At 49.2% G+C, this 15652-nt stretch carries 16 protein-coding genes and 1 pseudogene; 4 read left to right on the top strand and 13 right to left on the bottom strand.

Annotated elements, in window-relative coordinates; genetic code table 11:
* Window positions 1-207 precede the first annotated feature (207 nt).
* Both AB1I67_RS12210 and AB1I67_RS12205 read left to right on the top strand, forming a co-directional pair.
* On the top strand, window positions 208-642 hold the full coding sequence (locus tag AB1I67_RS12210) for a DUF5684 domain-containing protein (RefSeq protein ID WP_367030150.1): 435 nt from the start codon (window positions 208-210) through the stop codon (window positions 640-642).
* Window positions 643-1012: 370 nt separating this feature from the next.
* Window positions 1013-1921, top strand: coding sequence for a helix-turn-helix domain-containing protein (locus tag AB1I67_RS12205; RefSeq protein ID WP_367030149.1), 909 nt, complete (start codon window positions 1013-1015; stop codon window positions 1919-1921).
* 328 nt (window positions 1922-2249) lie between these two features.
* Here the strand turns inward: AB1I67_RS12205 and AB1I67_RS12200 are convergent, their stop codons facing one another.
* From AB1I67_RS12200 to AB1I67_RS12175, 6 genes are all read right to left on the bottom strand, one after another.
* Window positions 2250-3494 (bottom strand): 6-phosphofructokinase, encoded by a 1245-nt coding sequence (locus tag AB1I67_RS12200; protein WP_367032613.1) that lies wholly within the window; start codon window positions 3492-3494, stop codon window positions 2250-2252.
* 72 nt (window positions 3495-3566) lie between these two features.
* Complete coding sequence (locus AB1I67_RS12195) at window positions 3567-4595, bottom strand: sugar kinase (RefSeq protein ID WP_367030148.1); 1029 nt, start codon at window positions 4593-4595, stop codon at window positions 3567-3569.
* A gap of 138 nt (window positions 4596-4733) precedes the next feature.
* Window positions 4734-5765 carry a sugar kinase gene (locus AB1I67_RS12190; RefSeq protein ID WP_367030147.1) on the bottom strand — a complete coding sequence of 344 codons (1032 nt, stop codon included), beginning with the start codon at window positions 5763-5765 and terminating at the stop codon, window positions 4734-4736.
* 39 nt (window positions 5766-5804) lie between these two features.
* Entirely contained in the window at window positions 5805-6458 is a 654-nt protein-coding gene (locus AB1I67_RS12185; protein ID WP_367030146.1) for a bifunctional 2-keto-4-hydroxyglutarate aldolase/2-keto-3-deoxy-6-phosphogluconate aldolase, read from the bottom strand.
* A 105-nt stretch (window positions 6459-6563) separates the two neighbouring features.
* Window positions 6564-7325, bottom strand: a complete 762-nt coding sequence (locus AB1I67_RS12180; RefSeq protein WP_367030145.1) for an IclR family transcriptional regulator — start codon at window positions 7323-7325, stop codon at window positions 6564-6566.
* Window positions 7326-7410: 85 nt separating this feature from the next.
* The gene (locus AB1I67_RS12175) at window positions 7411-8892 is read right to left on the bottom strand and encodes an altronate dehydratase family protein (protein WP_367030144.1); all 1482 of its coding nucleotides are present in this window, start codon (window positions 8890-8892) and stop codon (window positions 7411-7413) included.
* Between the two features lie 271 nt (window positions 8893-9163).
* Between AB1I67_RS12175 and AB1I67_RS12170 the strand changes: the two genes are divergently transcribed.
* Together AB1I67_RS12170 and uxaC are read left to right on the top strand one after the other, a co-directional pair.
* Window positions 9164-10165, top strand: coding sequence for a LacI family DNA-binding transcriptional regulator (locus tag AB1I67_RS12170; RefSeq protein WP_367032612.1), 1002 nt, complete (start codon window positions 9164-9166; stop codon window positions 10163-10165).
* Window positions 10166-10192: 27 nt separating this feature from the next.
* Window positions 10193-11596 (top strand): glucuronate isomerase, encoded by a 1404-nt coding sequence (uxaC, locus tag AB1I67_RS12165; RefSeq protein WP_367030143.1) that lies wholly within the window; start codon window positions 10193-10195, stop codon window positions 11594-11596.
* 308 nt (window positions 11597-11904) lie between these two features.
* Here the strand turns inward: uxaC and AB1I67_RS12160 are convergent, their stop codons facing one another.
* The 7 genes and pseudogenes from AB1I67_RS12160 to AB1I67_RS12130 all read right to left on the bottom strand — a co-directional run bounded on the left by AB1I67_RS12160 (window position 11905) and on the right by AB1I67_RS12130 (window position 15470).
* Window positions 11905-12288, bottom strand: a complete 384-nt coding sequence (locus AB1I67_RS12160) for a hypothetical protein (RefSeq protein WP_367030142.1) — start codon at window positions 12286-12288, stop codon at window positions 11905-11907.
* A 14-nt stretch (window positions 12289-12302) separates the two neighbouring features.
* Complete coding sequence (locus AB1I67_RS12155; protein WP_367030141.1) at window positions 12303-12941, bottom strand: NUDIX hydrolase; 639 nt, start codon at window positions 12939-12941, stop codon at window positions 12303-12305.
* A 51-nt stretch (window positions 12942-12992) separates the two neighbouring features.
* Complete coding sequence (locus AB1I67_RS12150; RefSeq protein WP_367030140.1) at window positions 12993-13676, bottom strand: hypothetical protein; 684 nt, start codon at window positions 13674-13676, stop codon at window positions 12993-12995.
* Window positions 13677-13726: 50 nt separating this feature from the next.
* Window positions 13727-14092: an ACT domain-containing protein gene (locus AB1I67_RS12145; protein ID WP_367030139.1), complete on the bottom strand. Its 366-nt coding sequence runs from the start codon at window positions 14090-14092 to the stop codon at window positions 13727-13729.
* A 47-nt stretch (window positions 14093-14139) separates the two neighbouring features.
* The gene (locus tag AB1I67_RS12140) at window positions 14140-14517 is read right to left on the bottom strand and encodes a VOC family protein (protein WP_367032610.1); all 378 of its coding nucleotides are present in this window, start codon (window positions 14515-14517) and stop codon (window positions 14140-14142) included.
* Window positions 14518-14601: 84 nt separating this feature from the next.
* Window positions 14602-15015, bottom strand: a pseudogene (locus tag AB1I67_RS12135) (GNAT family N-acetyltransferase); the annotation flags it as partial.
* A 44-nt stretch (window positions 15016-15059) separates the two neighbouring features.
* Window positions 15060-15470 (bottom strand): MmcQ/YjbR family DNA-binding protein, encoded by a 411-nt coding sequence (locus AB1I67_RS12130; RefSeq protein ID WP_367030138.1) that lies wholly within the window; start codon window positions 15468-15470, stop codon window positions 15060-15062.
* Window positions 15471-15652 lie beyond the last annotated feature (182 nt).

The raw sequence follows: 15652 nt of genomic DNA, 5'->3' as shown, positions 1-15652 counted from the left end.
AAGTCAGGAATCCGTAAGAAGACGTAAGAAATTGGTTCTGAATTCTTACAAAAACGACAAATTTCAATTTTATCTGATTATAATGGAAAATGTGTATAAATGTATCACAAAATCGGGTTGACGTACCCCCTTCCTTACCTTATAATGAAAATGTATTTTTTATAAAGTTTATAAAATTTTTATACTTAAGGAAAGAGGTACAACATTATGAGTGAATCAGCAGCAGTAGGAATCCTTTTAGCGTCCATGGGCCTTGTTCTCGTCTGTGTGCTCGGGTGGTATGTAATCCAGGCAATTGCCTTATGGAGGATCTTTACCAAAGCAGGCGAAGCCGGCTGGAAGTCCCTGATCCCGTTTTATAACGGCTACACACAGTACAAGATCACCTGGAACACTACCATGTTCTGGGTTGGGTTGGCCGCTACGATCGTTGGAACATTCATGACCAACATGGATGGCGCTGTTTCCATCATCGGAGGCGTTATCGCATTAGCCGGATACATCGTCAACATCATTGGCATGCATAAGCTGTCCCTGGCATTTGGTCACGGTGTTGGGTTTACACTGGGCCTGATCTTTTTGAATCCGATCTTTATCCTGATTCTTGGGTTCAGCGGGGATCAGTATCTGGGGCCGCAGTAAGTTTGATGGATTGAGATGTTGGAGGGATAAGAAAGCCCTCGGGGGACGGCGGAAAAAGTTTTCTATGTCTTCCTGTTTACGACAGATTGAGGCCGGAGCCATGTGGCGATTCGGACAGCACAATGAACCTGTGCAGTCCGCTCTCCACACGGCTCCGGCCTCAATCTGTCTCCAAACGGAAGACATAGAAAACTTTTTCCGCCGTCCCCCGAGGGCTTTCTTATCCGGCGAAGCATTCTCAGTGCGCAGGATAGAAAACCTGCTGGCTATGGTTTAGCGTATATGCAGCTAATTTTGTAAAAAAGCATTGTGTGAAAAGCCTATGTGAAATTTTTCTGATATATTTAAAGAAACAAAGGAGGATGAACATATGCACGCATGGGAAGCGATTCAAAAATCGGTTGACTATATTGAAAACAACTTAACAGAGGAAATACCAATAGACAAACTGGCAGAGACCGCCAACTTGTCACCGTTTTATTTTCAAAGACTTTTCTCCCGCTTAGTCAAGAGACCTGTCTGCGAATATATAAAACTTCGCAGGTTAGCACAGGCAGTAAATGACCTGAAAGTAAAAAACAGCCGCATACTTGACATCGCATTGGACTACGGTTTTTCCAGTCATGCCAGCTTTACAAGAGCGTTTAAAGAGACGTATGGGATCACACCCGACGAATACCGTATAACGGGCGTCCATCTCAATCAATTTGTAAAACCAGAGTTGGTTTTAAATTATGTAATGGTTGATGAGAATGTTCCATTAGTTACAGATGGTATTGTGCTTGAAGTCATGCGCAGGCAATTAACCGCACCACGAACTTTTATCGGAATAGCAAAGGAAATACCTATTACAGAGTTAATGGGCGGCACCGATACAAGTGTTTCATTTGCCGCAAAACTATGGGATGAATTTCATAAAGTAAAACCTAAAATTCCACATTTGCTTGCAGATGGCAATGAATTTGGTGCACTTTATATGGGCGAAGCTCAGGAGGGTTACTGCACCTATATGGCAGGAGCCGAAGCCGAATATGGCTCTATTGAAGATGGCTTTGCAGTCTTTGAACTCCCAAGTGCAGAGTATCTTGTCTGCGGATTTGAAGCCGAAAACTTTGAAGAATTAACAAATTCAGCTGTCTATAAAGCGCAGACCTTTATGACGCACTGGATGAAAAAACACAAGTTAACCACTACTGATTTTGCAGGAGAAATGTATTATCCTGTCACAGATGATTGTGCGTATATGGAACACTGGATACTGCCAATAAAAATCAAATAATGCTTCCAATATGAAAATGCTTTGCCCTTGACCTTCCCTGGCAGTCCCAGCCCCCAGCAGCCGTTCCCGCGAAAACCTTGCCGGATCAGAAAGCCCCCGGAGGCCGGAGGAAAAAGATTTTCTAAATGTCTTCCGTTTGGAGACAGAAAAAGGCCGGAGTCGTGTGGAAAGCGGACTGCACAGGTTTACCGTGCTGTCCGCTAGCCACATGGCTCCGGCCTTTCTCTGTCGTAAACAGGAAGACATAGAAAACTCTTTTCCTCCGGCCTCCGGGGGCATTCTGATCCTCAACCACCTTCATCCCCGAACGGCTGCGTCCCCCCTTATATCACCCGCGCCCCAGGTAAGAAGCATCCTCAAGTCTGAGATGCCGCGGTAGCCCATCCACCATCATGGGGGTCAGCTCCGCCTGAATCAGCGGCCTCACATAATTTAAGAATTCCTCAGTCACGTAGTCCCCCTCTTCATTGATCCACTCTCTGGGGACCTTCTTCTCCACATTGGCGATCTTATGTACGTCATAAATATCCGTCACGCACAGATACGGATCGTCGGAAACCCGTTTTAAGATGATCATCTTACCGGTCTCCCCCTCAAAAGCGGCCTTGACCGCAGCTCCGCCCACCTGGTACGCCTCCGTGATATCCACACGGCCTACGATGTGGGACGCGCACCGCTGCAGGGAGTTAAACTCGATCGCCCTGGTCTTGCAGCCCACTTCCTTGGAGATCTTCTCAGCCAGGTACCTTGCCGTTCCCGTAAGCTGCCTGTGTCCAAACGCATCCACATAATCAATATTGTCCGTCAGCTCACAGACATATCGCCCGTCAGCCACCTTCACACCCTCGGAAATGGCAATGACAACGGACTTTTTCACCTTATGGATATCTGCCACCTTCTTCATGAACTTGTCCACGTCAAAGGTCATCTCCGGCAAAAACAGCATATCCGGCCCCTCGCAGTCCTCGCCCGCAGCCAGAGCCGCCGCCCCGGTCAGCCAGCCTGCATTCCGGCCCATGATCTCAATCAGGGTAACGTTCTGCTGGTCATACACCAGGCCGTCCCGGATCACTTCCTTGGTGATGGAAGCGATATACTTGGCAGCACTGCCGAAGCCCGGCGTATGATCGGTCACCGCCAGATCATTGTCAATGGTCTTGGGTACGCCCATAAACCGGATACTGCTTCCATTCAAGATCGCATAATCAGACAGCTTTTTGATCGTATCCATGGAATCATTTCCTCCGATATAGAAGAAATACTCCACCTCCAGCTTATCCAAAATCTCAAAGATCCGGTCATACACCTCTCTGCCGTCCTTGATCTCCGGCAGCTTGTACCGGCAGGAGCCTAAAAAGGATGACGGAGTGCGCTTTAATAAGTCGATATCCAGATCGCTGCGGATATGCTCGGACAGATCTACCACCCGTTCCTCCAAAAGCCCCTGAACGCCGTGAAGCATGCCGTAGACTTTTTTAGCGCCACGATCCCTGGCAGTCTTGTAGACCCCTGCAAGGCTGGAGTTGATGACGGCGGTCGGTCCGCCGGACTGGCCTACGATAACGTTTCCCATAACGGATTTCATAATAAATTTCCCCCTGTGATTTGTTTTATCTTATAACCGTTAAGCAGCTTCCCGGTTAACTTATCTTGCCATCTCAAGCTGCGGTCCCGTCTGGTTATGGGCCTTGATGATGTTTTCAATCTCCTCTAAATCCGAGGACGGCAGATCGCCCGGTATGGTGTTCTTCACGGAGCTGGTGGCATTGCCGAACTGCACCGCTTTTTTACAGTCAAAATCATAGGCAAGAAGTCCATACAGAGCGCCGGAAATATACGCGTCACCACTGCCGATCCGGTCCACCACCTCGATATCGCGGTAAGGCTCTTCTTCATAATAAGTGTCATTTTTCGCATCATAGATCACCGAGCCGAAGGTATGGCGCTTCGGGCTGTGGACCGTGCGCTGGGTCGCCGCCACGATAGAAAGAGGATACTCCTCCGCAAAGCTTTTCATCATCTCCCGGGCCGTACCGGTCTTTAAGAAGGTCAGCCGCGCCGTATCCTCAGAGCAGAAGAAAACATCCACATAGGGAAGGATCTGCTCGATACACTCTTTGGCCTCCGGTCCGGTCCACAGATTTCCGCGGAAGTTCACGTCAAAGGAAACCAGGGTGCCCGCCGCCTTGAACCGTTTGATCATCTCAACGGCAGTCTCCCGGATCTGAGGACTTAACGCCAGAGTGATCCCGCTGGTATGGAAACACCGGGTTGCAGTGTACACGTCCTCCGGGATATCGTCAATGCTTAAGGAGTAGAAGGAACTGCCCACGCGGTCGTAGATCACCTTTGGTTTCCGTGGATACGCCCCATTCTCGTAGTAGTAAATACCAACACGGGCATTTGGCGAATTGTCATAAATAAAATAATCATCGCTGATACCATAGGAGCGGATCTTCCCTTTCATAAACGCTCCGATATCATGGGACGGCAGTTTGGAGATGATACCGGTGTGAAGTCCCAAAAGCGATACGCCAACCGCCACATTCAGCTCCGCACCGCCCACCTGCTTCATAAAGGTGTCGCCGCGCATCAGACGTTCATTGCCTGGCGGTGACAGACGCAGAAGTACCTGGCCAAGCGTTAACAGATCAAAATTCCTGCTGTTTTCCATAATCGTTTCCCTTCCTGTAAATAGAGGTTCTGTGAAGATTCTATCAAAGTTACCCATAGATAAAATGGCTAACTCCGTTTACCGGAAATTAGCCATTTACCTTCTGTCAATTATCTGTCAGCCGTTCTCTGAACGTGATTATCTCTGAACACGGCCTGAACCGTCGCCGCCTGCCAGGTTATCAACCTCTGCACGGGTAACCAGGTTGAAGTCGCCAGGGATGGTGTGCTTCAGAGCAGAAGCTGCCACTGCAAATTCCAGGGCTGCCTTCATATCCTTGCCGTCAAGCAGTCCGCATACCAGACCAGCTGCGAAGGAGTCGCCGCCGCCTACACGGTCCACGATCGGGGTGATGGAGTATTTTCTGGAATGGTAGAACTCACGGGTCTTACCATCCATAATGCATGCGGACCATCCGTTGTTGGAAGCGGAATGGCTCTCACGCAGGGAGCTGATGATATACTTAAAGCCGAACTTGTCTGCCATCTGGTTGAAGATGTCCACATAACCAGCCAGCTCCAGCTCGCCGGAGGTAACATCGGTGTTGCCCGGCTTAAACCCGAGAACCTTCTCTGCGTCCTCCTCGTTGCCGATGCATACATCCACATACTGCATTAAGTTGGTCATAACCTTCTGTGCCTTCTCAGAAGACCACAGTTTTTTGCGGAAGTTTAAGTCCACGGAAACGGTCACGCCGTGAGCCTTCGCTGCCTTACAAGCCGCCTCGGTCAGTTCTGCCGCTGCATCGCTCACTGCCGGGGTGATACCGGTAAAATGGAACCAGTCGCAGTCTGAGAAGATCGCGTCGAAGTCAAACTCATCAGCGGTTGCTGTGGAGATAGAGGAATGAGCGCGGTCATAAACCACGTTGGAAGCTCTCATTGCAGAGCCGGTCTCTAAGTAGTAGATGCCCAGTCTCTCTCCGCTTCTGGAGATGAATTTGGTACCTACGTTGTATTTTCTTAAAGCCGCTACTGCGCACTCGCCGATCGGGTTGGCCGGTACTGCGGTCACGAACTGCGCGTCATGTCCATAGTTAGCCAGAGATACTGCTACGTTGGCCTCGCCGCCGCCGTAGTTTACGTCAAACTCGTCTGCCTGGATGAATTTCTCATTATTCGGGGTAGATAATCTCAGCATGATCTCGCCCATGGTTACTACTTTTGCCATTGTTCTTTTCTCCTTTATTATATGAGTTATTGTTTTCCTTTATTTTGCGCGTGCTGCTGCCACTGCCTCGACAAACTCTTTTGCCTTTGCGGTAACTGCCGCGAAATCGCCGGTCTTAGCGCCCTTGGTCAAGCTGCTGCCGGTGCCCACTGCATATGCGCCAGCCTTGATCCACTTGTCCACGTTGTCCACGTCAACACCGCCGGACGGCATGAACTCACCCTGCGGAAGCGGGCCTTTAAAGGAGCTGATCGCTGCCGGTCCCACAATGTTGCCCGGGAAGATCTTGATGATGTCGCAGCCGGCTTCCATAGCGGTAATGGCTTCGGTTGGGGTCATAACACCCGGAAGCATCGGCACTCTGTAGCGGTTGCACAGCTTGATGGTCTCTACATTGAGGCCCGGGCTCACCACGTAGTTTGCGCCTGCCAGGATCACCTGTCTTGCGGTCTCCGGATCCAGAACGGTGCCTGCGCCGATCACGACTCTGTCGTTGTTTTTATATTTCTTAGCCATAGCGGAGATGAACTCGATCGGGTTGCCCTCGTCCATGGTCATGGTGATCTCGATGAAATTGATGCCGCCCTCGATGATCGCGTCAACAACCTTCTCGCCCTGCTCTAAATTCTTCGCACGAACAACAGCTACCAGACAATCCTCTTTCATTCTTGTTAATACCTGTTCTTTTTTCATGATTCCTCTTCTCCTTTACTTTGTTCGTATATGCGATTCCTTTTCACAAATACGATTTATAATTAAATATTAATAGTTACCGAGCCATTTGTCAACAGGTAATCCTTATATTTTTCCGATAAATCCTAATAATTTTGAAACTTCCTTCGCTTTTTCGGAAACAAGGCGTCCCAACCGCTCATAATCCTCCGTTGGCTTGTACAGGCTGGACACGCTGATGGCCCCCACAACGCTGCCGTCGGAACCAAAAACCGGCGCTCCGGCGCATTCCATATGTTCCTCCACTTCCCTGGCGTCCAGCGCATAACCCTTCTCCTTTACTTTCTCCAATTCTTCTAAAAGAGATTCCCGGTCAAGGATCGTGCGTCCTGTTTTCTGGCGGAACTTGATGCGGCTTATGACCTGGTCCCTGGTCTCATCATCGCTGAAGGCAAGGATGGCCTTGCCCAGCGACGTGCAGTACATGGGATTCTTCGTCCCCACCGTGGCCGTGGTTATAATGGGATTTTCCGGCTCTGACTTGCATATATACACCACTTCATGGTCAGAACGCACCCCAAAGAACACAGTTTTCCCCACTTCCTTGGCAAACGCCTTCAGCTCCGGCTCGATCACGCTGATGAAATCCATGTTGTTGGTGTAATTGATGCCGATGCGGTATGCAGTCAGGCCTATGGTATAGCGCTGCCGCTGTCCCCGGTCCACATTGACCATCCCCATCTCCACCAGTGTGGTCACAATATCGTAAGCGCTGGTCTTGGGAAGCTTAAGGCTCTCACAGATGTCATCCAGGGTGATGCCCTCGGGGTTCTTCGATACCAGTTTCAGGATCTCTACAGTTCTCTGCGTCGTTCTGTTCAGTTTCATGGATGTTGTCACGCCTTTCTTTTCTGTCAGCAGCAAAACCCGGTATGTTCTGTCCCACGGTACACGCAGTCCTTACCGGTCATCTTTACAGGGTCACGCCCTGTTTGAAGATCGCCATATCGTGGAACCCGGCTTCCTCTGCCTTTACTTTTTTGCCGGAAGCCACTGCCAGGACATAATCAAACAGTTCCTGAGCCAGTTCTTCCTTACTCTTATCTTCTACCATACGTCCGGCATTAAAGTCAATCCAATTATCCTTATGGCCTGCAAGTTTCGAGTTGCTGGATATCTTGACCGTCGGCACCGGAGATGCAAACGGAGTCCCGCGTCCGGTCGTAAACAGGACAATGTGGGCGCCGGATACCGCCAGCGCCGTGGATGCCACCAGGTCATTGCCCGGAGCGGATAAAAGGTTCAAGCCCTTTACCTTCACCGGCTCGCCGTAAGCCAGCACGCCCTTCACCTGTGCGCTGCCGGACTTCTGGGTGCAGCCCAGGGACTTGTCCTCCAGCGTGGAGATCCCGCCCTTTTTATTGCCCGGGGATGGGTTCTCATAGATCGTCTGGTTGTGGCTGGTAAAATAATTCTTAAAATCATTGATCAGATCCACGGTCTTCTCAAACAGCTCCGGAGTCTCGCACCGGTTCATCAAAAGGGTTTCCGCGCCGAACATCTCCGGAACCTCCGTCAGGATCGTGGTTCCGCCTTTCCCGATCAGCAGGTCGGAAAATGCCCCGACGGTCGGATTCGCTGTGATGCCGGACAGTCCGTCGGAACCGCCGCATTTCATCCCGATGACCAGCTCTCCGGCGTCGATCGTCTCACGCTCAAAAGCACCTGCGTAGGCAGCCAGCTCTTCTAAAAGCTTCATCGCCTCCGCCTGCTCGTCCTCCACATCCTGGCACTGTAAAAACTTCACCCGCTGCTCGTCATACTCGCCGATGTACTCTTTTAGCACAGGGATATTGCTGTTCTCGCAGCCAAGCCCCAAAACCAGCACGCCGCCTGCGTTGGGATGGCGCACCATATCCGCCAGGACGGTCCGGGTATTCTCCTGGTCGTCCCCCATCTGGGAGCAGCCGTAAGGATGGGGGAACGCGATGATATCCTCCACCGTTCCTTTCACAAACTTCTGCGCCTTCTTCTCAAGGGCCTGTGCAATGGAATTGACACAGCCCACCGTCGGGATGATCCAGATCTCATTGCGGACGCCCACCTTGCCGTCTGCACGGCGGAACCCGTCAAAATAGGCATGCTCAGATTCCTTCAGTCCGGAAGCCACCGGCTCGTAGGTGTAATCCAGCACCTCCCCCAGCGCCGTGCGCAGATTGTGAACATGCACCCATCCGCCCGCGGGGATATCTTCCTTCGCATATCCGATGCGGAACCCGTACTTGACCACCTCCGTGTCCTTCGGGACCGGCTTCAGTGCAAACTTGTGGCCCTGGGGGATCTCCTCCAGCGTGGTCACCTGATACTGTCCGACCGTCAGCGTCTCTCCAGCCGCGATCGGGCGCAGCGCTACTGCAACATTATCATCCTCGTGAATCCTGATAAAATCCTGCATGTCTCAATTCTCCTTATTATTGGTATGGTTGATGGTAAATGATCTGTCATAAAACGCAATGTAAGTACTTACAATTATTCTACAAAATCCAGAGGAAGAAGTCAAGGAAAAACCTTTATAAATAAAAATAAGCCAAACATTTCTTATGTGCACAATTGCGTTAAAATATACGAAATATTGCAATTATTACATAAATCCGCTTGCATTATCCAGTTTCGGCAGGTATAATAGCCTTAGATTGTAAGTACTTACAGAAACGGGGGGTGATTTTATCAATATCTATGATGTATCAAAAAAGGCGGGGGTTTCCATCGCCACCGTTTCCCGGGTATTGAACGGCAATCCCAACGTCAGTGAGAAAACCAGGACGCGGGTACTTGACGTCATGGAGGAACTGGGCTATACTCCAAATGTATTTGCGAGAGGATTGGGTCTCGGCACGATCCAGACCATCGGCATCATGTGTTCAGACTCCTCAGACCCCTACCTGGCTCACGCCATTTATTATCTGGAACAGGGTCTGCGGTCCAATGGATACGACTCTATCCTCTGCTGTACCGGCAACTCCTTAGAGACCAAGCGTCAGTATTTCGACCTGCTGCGCTCCAAGAAGGTGGATGCCATCATCCTGGCCGGTTCTAAATTCATTGAACAGAAGGCAAAGGACAATTCCTACATTGTAGAAGCCTCCGGCGAGATTCCGGTGATGCTGGTCAACGGTTATCTTGAGGGGGAGAACATCTACTGCACGCTCTGCGACGACCGTATGGCAACCCATCAGGCTACCAGCCAGCTGATCGCTTCCGGCTGCCGCAGGATCTTGTATCTGTTTACCAGCCAGTCCTACAGCGGCACCAATAAGATGAAGGGATACCGGGATGCACTGAGCGGGCACGGCCTTCCTGTGCGGGAGGAATACATCCGCCAGTGCCCGAAGGACGTACTGGCAGCCAGGGACCTGCTGCTCGCCCTGCATGAATCGGGGCTGGATTTTGATGCGGTACTGACTTCCGATGATACACTGGCTGTGGGTACTGTCAAGTATGCCCACATAACCGGACGGAGCATTCCGGATAATCTAAGCATTGTGGGCTACAACAATTCCATCTATGCCGTCTGCACCGATCCGGAGCTGACCTCCATCGACAGCAAGGTGGAAGCCTTATGCACCACCACGATCAATACCCTTATGGGCGTTTTCAACGGTGGCAACGTCCCCAGCCGGACAACCATTGCCGCCGATTTGATAAAAAGAGCAACAACCAAATTTTAATTCTTATATTAAAGGAGGATTTACCCAATGAGACAGTTTATGGACAAGGACTTCATGCTGACCACCGAATCTGCCAGAGCGCTGTTCCACAACTACGCTGAGAAGATGCCGATTCTGGACTATCACTGCCACATCAACCCGAAGGAGATCGCCGAGGACCGCAAGTTCGACAACATCACCCAGGTATGGCTGGGCGGCGACCATTACAAGTGGCGCCAGATGCGCTCCAACGGCGTGGACGAGAGATACATCACCGGCGACGCCTCCGACCGTGAGAAATTCCAGAAATGGGCTGAGACCCTGGAGAAGCTGATCGGCAACCCGCTGTACCACTGGAGCCACTTGGAGCTGCAGAGATACTTCGGCTACACCGGCCATCTGTGCGGCGATACCGCCGAGGAGGTCTGGAACCTCTGCAACGAGCAGCTTCAGAACAAATGGACCGTCCGCAGCCTGATCAAGGCTTCCAACGTAACCCTGATCTGCACCACCGACGATCCGATCGACACTCTGGAGTGGCACAAGAAGATCGCTGCTGACGACACCTTTGACGTACAGGTGCTCCCGGCATGGAGACCGGACAAGGCCACCAACATCGAGAAACCGGAATTCGCTTCCTATATGGGCAAGCTCTCTGAGGTGAGCGGTGTTACCGTGAAGGATTTTGCTTCCCTCAAAGAAGCCATCAAAAACCGTATGGCTTACTTTGCAGAGTGCGGCTGCAGCGTTTCCGACCACGGCCTGGAGTATGTGATGTACTATCCGGCTTCCGAAGAAAAGATTGACTCCATTATCGCAAAGAGACTGGACGGGCAGGATATCACCAAGGAGGAGGAGCTGAACTTCAAGACTGAGTTCATGCTGTTCCTTGCCAAAGAATACAACCGTATGAACTGGGCGATGCAGCTCCACTATGGCTGCAAGCGCGACAACAACGCGTATATGTATGAGCAGCTTGGCGCCGACACTGGCTTTGACTGCATCAACAACTATGCTCCGTCCGCGCAGATGGCTGATTTCCTGAACGCTTTAAGCGCAACCAACGAGATCCCGAGGACCATCCTGTACTCCTTGAACCCCAACGATGACGCTTCCATCGGAACCATCATCGGCTGCTTCCAGGATACCGCTGCCGCCGGCAAGATCCAGCACGGCTCCGCATGGTGGTTCAACGACCACAAGGTGGGCATGACCAACCAGATGACCAGCCTGGCAAACCTTGGCTGCCTGGGCAACTTTATCGGTATGCTGACCGACTCCAGAAGCTTCCTCTCCTATACCAGGCATGAGTACTTCCGTCGGATCATGTGCGAGCTGATCGGCGGCTGGGTTGAGAACGGGGAATATCCGGATGATCAGAAGGCGTTAAAGACCATCGTTGAAGGGATCTGCTATAATAATGCGGTGAAGTATTTTGGGTTTGATCTGTAAGAAATAAATTTTTTTAGGAAATGCTGGCGTTCCGAAGAGTGAGGTTGTGAGGGATAAGAAGCTCCCCGGAGCGGCGGAAAAAGTTTCTGTGTCTTCCTGTCTTCGACAGAGAAAGGCTGGAGCCATGCGGCTATCGGACAGCACATAATGCGTGCAGTCCGCTATCCACACGACTCCAGCCTTTTTCTGTCTACGAACGGAAGAACACTTAGAAATCTTTTTCCGCCACCCCGGGGAGCTTCTTATCCCTGCCAAGGGTATTGGCGGAATGGGACTGGGCGCGGAGGATAAAACATAATTGTCTGGAATTACTTATTTTCCTTATCCATGTTGATCACATATAATGCATCTGCCCTTAATCGCTCAGATACCTTGTGCAGGTTCTTTTCAAGAATCTCAAAGGGCGGCCATTCATACGAAGACAGAAGATTTAATGCGTCTTCTGAAACCTCGTCATCTTCTGATGAAATGATAACTTCCTGAAGAAGAGTGATCAGATCATCGTGAAGATTTGAAATATCCTGCTTATAATATGGATCCATAAACCAGTCTAAAGCAAACAGCAGGCTTTTCTTTTTATTGGTGTCTTTTCCCATAAGGACTTCACGTATTGAGGCAATCCCTTCTCTTATTATTTTTTTCTCATCCTCACCGTAGGATATGTAACTGACAGGACTCATGATCAGCTCCATCCTTCCTTATCGTTTTAATCAAATTGCGTTTTCCAGTCTTCTTTTGCGTCATTGGCGTCAAAACACATAAGGATTTGTTCTGCTGTGGTCTTTTCATTTGCAAGATCAGATGGAAGCTCATTTCTTCTAAAATACCGGGTCTCGGTAGTTTCGGTATTTCTGTGAAACTCTCCGCTGATCACGTTACAAAGAATAAATATTTTTACCACTCCATATGGTAAATTGCAGGCGTTATGTTTGCGCCAATCCTGTACAGCAATGATCCGGTCTGCATATACATTCAATCCGGCTTCTTCTCTGGTCTCTTTTATCACATTGGCGGCTACAGACTGATTCACATCGCACCAGCCGCCGGGCAAAGACCATGTGCCGTTTTTTTCGTGGACAAGCAGAATTTTGTCATTTTTAAATATGGCTGCTCTGGTATCAACTTTTGGTGTCTGATATCCTGTTTCATTGCAAAAAAACGATTTTATTGTCTCAACGGGGACTTCACTCTCACAAGCCAGCATCTCCGCCGCAATATTCCGAAGCTCTTCATAGCGTTCAATGTCGTAGTCATTTTCTCCGTAAGCGAGTCCGGCCTGAGCAATGCTCTGCACCCGGATCGCCAAATCCATCCATTTATTCATTATCGTTTTTATCTCCATCATTTTTGATTGAAGCCCGGTCCGAAATCTATCTGAAATTTCAAAATGGTTTTGTTATTTTTCGTAATAGTATGCCTTCGACTCGTAAAATTTCAGATTGGCTTCGTCACAATATTGGGTAAAGTCTTTTGATCTCCCATCATTTACATAGTTGTCATAGCAGGAATATAAGACCGTGTAGAAATCCAACTGGGCCTGGAGGCGGTTATCAACGGATCTTTCTACTGATATTTTCCTGCAATTGAAAAACGCAGCTTCTCTTGTCTCCGGGGTGATGATGCAACCTTCCGGAAAATGATGGGCGCCCCAGGCTAAGGTGGCTATGTGAGCGGCAAATAACAGCTTGACTGTTTTGGCATCACATTGCTGATGCCTATATGCTTTTTCCAGAAATTCAAATGCATATTGACATCCGGTTCTGTCATGGCTGTATAATTGGTAAAACCAGCGCAGCTCGGGCATTCTATTTTCTAAACATCGCGGATAGAGCCATTCTTTCAGGCATTGGGAAAGGGCAAACGGGATGCTGCCATTGCCGCGGTTTTCTAAGTATTGATATTCGTTTTTATCACACAGATCCTGCGCAAAACGGTATAAAACAGTTTCTTTTTCTGTATGGCCCAACGCCTGGATCTCTTTGGCTAAGTGTTCTATGTATTGATTGGCCTGTTTTTTAAGTCCTTTTTGATACAGGACGTAGTAGTTCTCCAGTCCTTCTTTCAGTTGTTGACAGTCCATGTTTTTCTCCAAGATTTTCTCTTGGTCCGGGTGCTATGGGATCTGTTCTTTTATATAACTTGATACCCCGCATCGGACAGCACATCAGCCGCTTTATCAAAGTCGTTTTCTTTTGTCAGGATATAATCCGTATTATAGGTTGAGATAGCAAATATAGTGATACTGTTTTCTGCCAGCAGCGTCGATATTTTAGATAATATCCCAATAAGTGAAAAATCCAAAGTCCCTTCGATCCGTAACGCTCTCCATCCATGATCGCATTCGATCACATGATCTGGCACATCATCGGTTATGCAGACCAGTGATTTTTCCTGGTCTGTTTTACCGATAAAACAGAACTCTTTTTCGAGGTCAACCTGCAGGTAATCACTCACTTTACACACAGAAAAATCATGATCGATTTTTTTGATCTTCATATCATTCCTCCATATATTACGGGTAAAATACTTGCGGATTTATAAGTTTACATCCAGGGCATGATAGGTGGCAGGATGCAGAACGGATGTCCCGCAGGGTCAATCATTACCCTCCATCGATCATCAAACTGACTTTCAGAAATGGCTGCACCGCATGACAGAGCATGCTCCACAGCTTCCTCCACATCTTCTACATGGAAATCCAAATGTGCCATCTGCTGCTGTTCTTCCGGCGTTGCAGGCCAGACAGGCGGCACATAATCATCCACCTGCTGAATGGTGATCCAGGTTGGAAGCCCCTGCTGGTGCAGGTTCGTTAAGACGGTATACTCTTCGCCCGGGAACCGCGTCCAGCCAAGCAGTTTTTCGTAAAATGCAGCCAGCTCGTCTGCATGGTCAGAATCCAGAACAACGTTCCATCCCACAAGCCTGAGCGCCGCGCAGCTGCCCGCTCCGGTCCTGTCCGCCGCTTCAGGCAAAGATTTTACATAAATCTCTTTTTCTCTGTCGAGCGTAAAGCCACAGGACAATAAAAGGCCACAGGAAGCCTTGTTCTCCGGCTCCGGCTGTACCACGATCCGTTTGGCGTCAGCCTGCCGGGCGATCCTGTCTATAAGTTCTGACACAATCATTTTGCCAAAGCCTCTGCGAAGGCAGTCAACTTCCCCGATCATGTAGTCGATGCTGTAAGAACCGCCCAACGCTGTATAGCCTTCCCACTCCTCATCACTGTCCTGGCAGGCGTAATATTGGCAAAAGCCCATGGGCTTTCCTTCATGCTCCACAATAAAATGATGGATCCAGCAAAACTCGCTTTTCTGATTCTCTACTTCGTTGATCCAATCCTGCGGATCATGATACCATTTCGCTACATGCGGCTCATAAAGCCATTTCTTAAAAATCTCCAGATCCGAAAGTTCCATTTCTCTTAGCTGTATCATATTTTGCCTTTATCTCCCTTCAGATTCTAATCTCCCAGTATTCCCTGCTGTGCTTTTTTGCTTAATGATGAACGTACCCATTTGTAAGATGCATATACAATATCTGCAAGTACGTCCTGCGGCACCTTACCGTCAAGATACACCGTGCTCCAATGCCTCTTGTTCATATAGTAACCTGGCACAATGTCTTCGTACTTGCTGCGCAGCATGTCACTGAAATCAGGCTCCAGTTTCAAGGTGATCACAGGACGTCCATTTCTGTCATCAACCCCGATGTAGGCGTACATCTTGCCACAAAGCAGGTATTTGTATGCCTGCCATGCCGGCTGGTATTCCTTTTCCGTGGATGGCTGTTTTTGTAAGTATTCATCCAGCCACTGGTAATTCTTCATGCGGATTTCAGACCACGGTGTTATATTGCTTTTTATCTCTGCCATAACAGATCCTCTTTTCCAGGCTATGCCTAAACCTTGACTTTTCGTTTCCTTTTTTAGTATTCATAAACTTCCACTTACCACTTAACGGAATTATAACATCGTGTCACAGAAAACACAAACAAATAAAAATCCCCTATTCTGGAAAGTGAAACCCTTGAAAATCCAGAAATCCATGGTCTGTG

The sequence above is a fragment of the Clostridium sp. AN503 genome (genome assembly GCF_040719375.1).
Classification (GTDB): Bacteria; Bacillota; Clostridia; order Lachnospirales; family Lachnospiraceae; genus Brotaphodocola.
Note: the sequence above shows the minus strand (reverse complement) of the source record. Positions and strands in the feature narration are given on the sequence as shown.

Bases quoted from the DNA above. Each gene is read 5' to 3' on its own strand.
- AB1I67_RS12210 (WP_367030150.1), top strand. From the start codon at position 208: ATGAGTGAATCAGCAGCAGTAGGAATCCTTTTAGCGTCCATGGGCCTT.
- AB1I67_RS12205 (WP_367030149.1), top strand. From the start codon at position 1,013: ATGCACGCATGGGAAGCGATTCAAAAATCGGTTGACTATATTGAAAAC.
- AB1I67_RS12200 (WP_367032613.1), bottom strand. From the start codon at position 3,494: ATGGGAAACGTTATCGTAGGCCAGTCCGGCGGACCGACCGCCGTCATC.
- AB1I67_RS12195 (WP_367030148.1), bottom strand. From the start codon at position 4,595: ATGGAAAACAGCAGGAATTTTGATCTGTTAACGCTTGGCCAGGTACTT.
- AB1I67_RS12190 (WP_367030147.1), bottom strand. From the start codon at position 5,765: ATGGCAAAAGTAGTAACCATGGGCGAGATCATGCTGAGATTATCTACC.
- AB1I67_RS12185 (WP_367030146.1), bottom strand. From the start codon at position 6,458: ATGAAAAAAGAACAGGTATTAACAAGAATGAAAGAGGATTGTCTGGTA.
- AB1I67_RS12180 (WP_367030145.1), bottom strand. From the start codon at position 7,325: ATGAAACTGAACAGAACGACGCAGAGAACTGTAGAGATCCTGAAACTG.
- AB1I67_RS12175 (WP_367030144.1), bottom strand. From the start codon at position 8,892: ATGCAGGATTTTATCAGGATTCACGAGGATGATAATGTTGCAGTAGCG.
- uxaC (WP_367030143.1), top strand. From the start codon at position 10,193: ATGAGACAGTTTATGGACAAGGACTTCATGCTGACCACCGAATCTGCC.
- AB1I67_RS12160 (WP_367030142.1), bottom strand. From the start codon at position 12,288: ATGGAGCTGATCATGAGTCCTGTCAGTTACATATCCTACGGTGAGGAT.
- AB1I67_RS12155 (WP_367030141.1), bottom strand. From the start codon at position 12,941: ATGATGGAGATAAAAACGATAATGAATAAATGGATGGATTTGGCGATC.
- AB1I67_RS12150 (WP_367030140.1), bottom strand. From the start codon at position 13,676: ATGGACTGTCAACAACTGAAAGAAGGACTGGAGAACTACTACGTCCTG.
- AB1I67_RS12145 (WP_367030139.1), bottom strand. From the start codon at position 14,092: ATGAAGATCAAAAAAATCGATCATGATTTTTCTGTGTGTAAAGTGAGT.
- AB1I67_RS12130 (WP_367030138.1), bottom strand. From the start codon at position 15,470: ATGGCAGAGATAAAAAGCAATATAACACCGTGGTCTGAAATCCGCATG.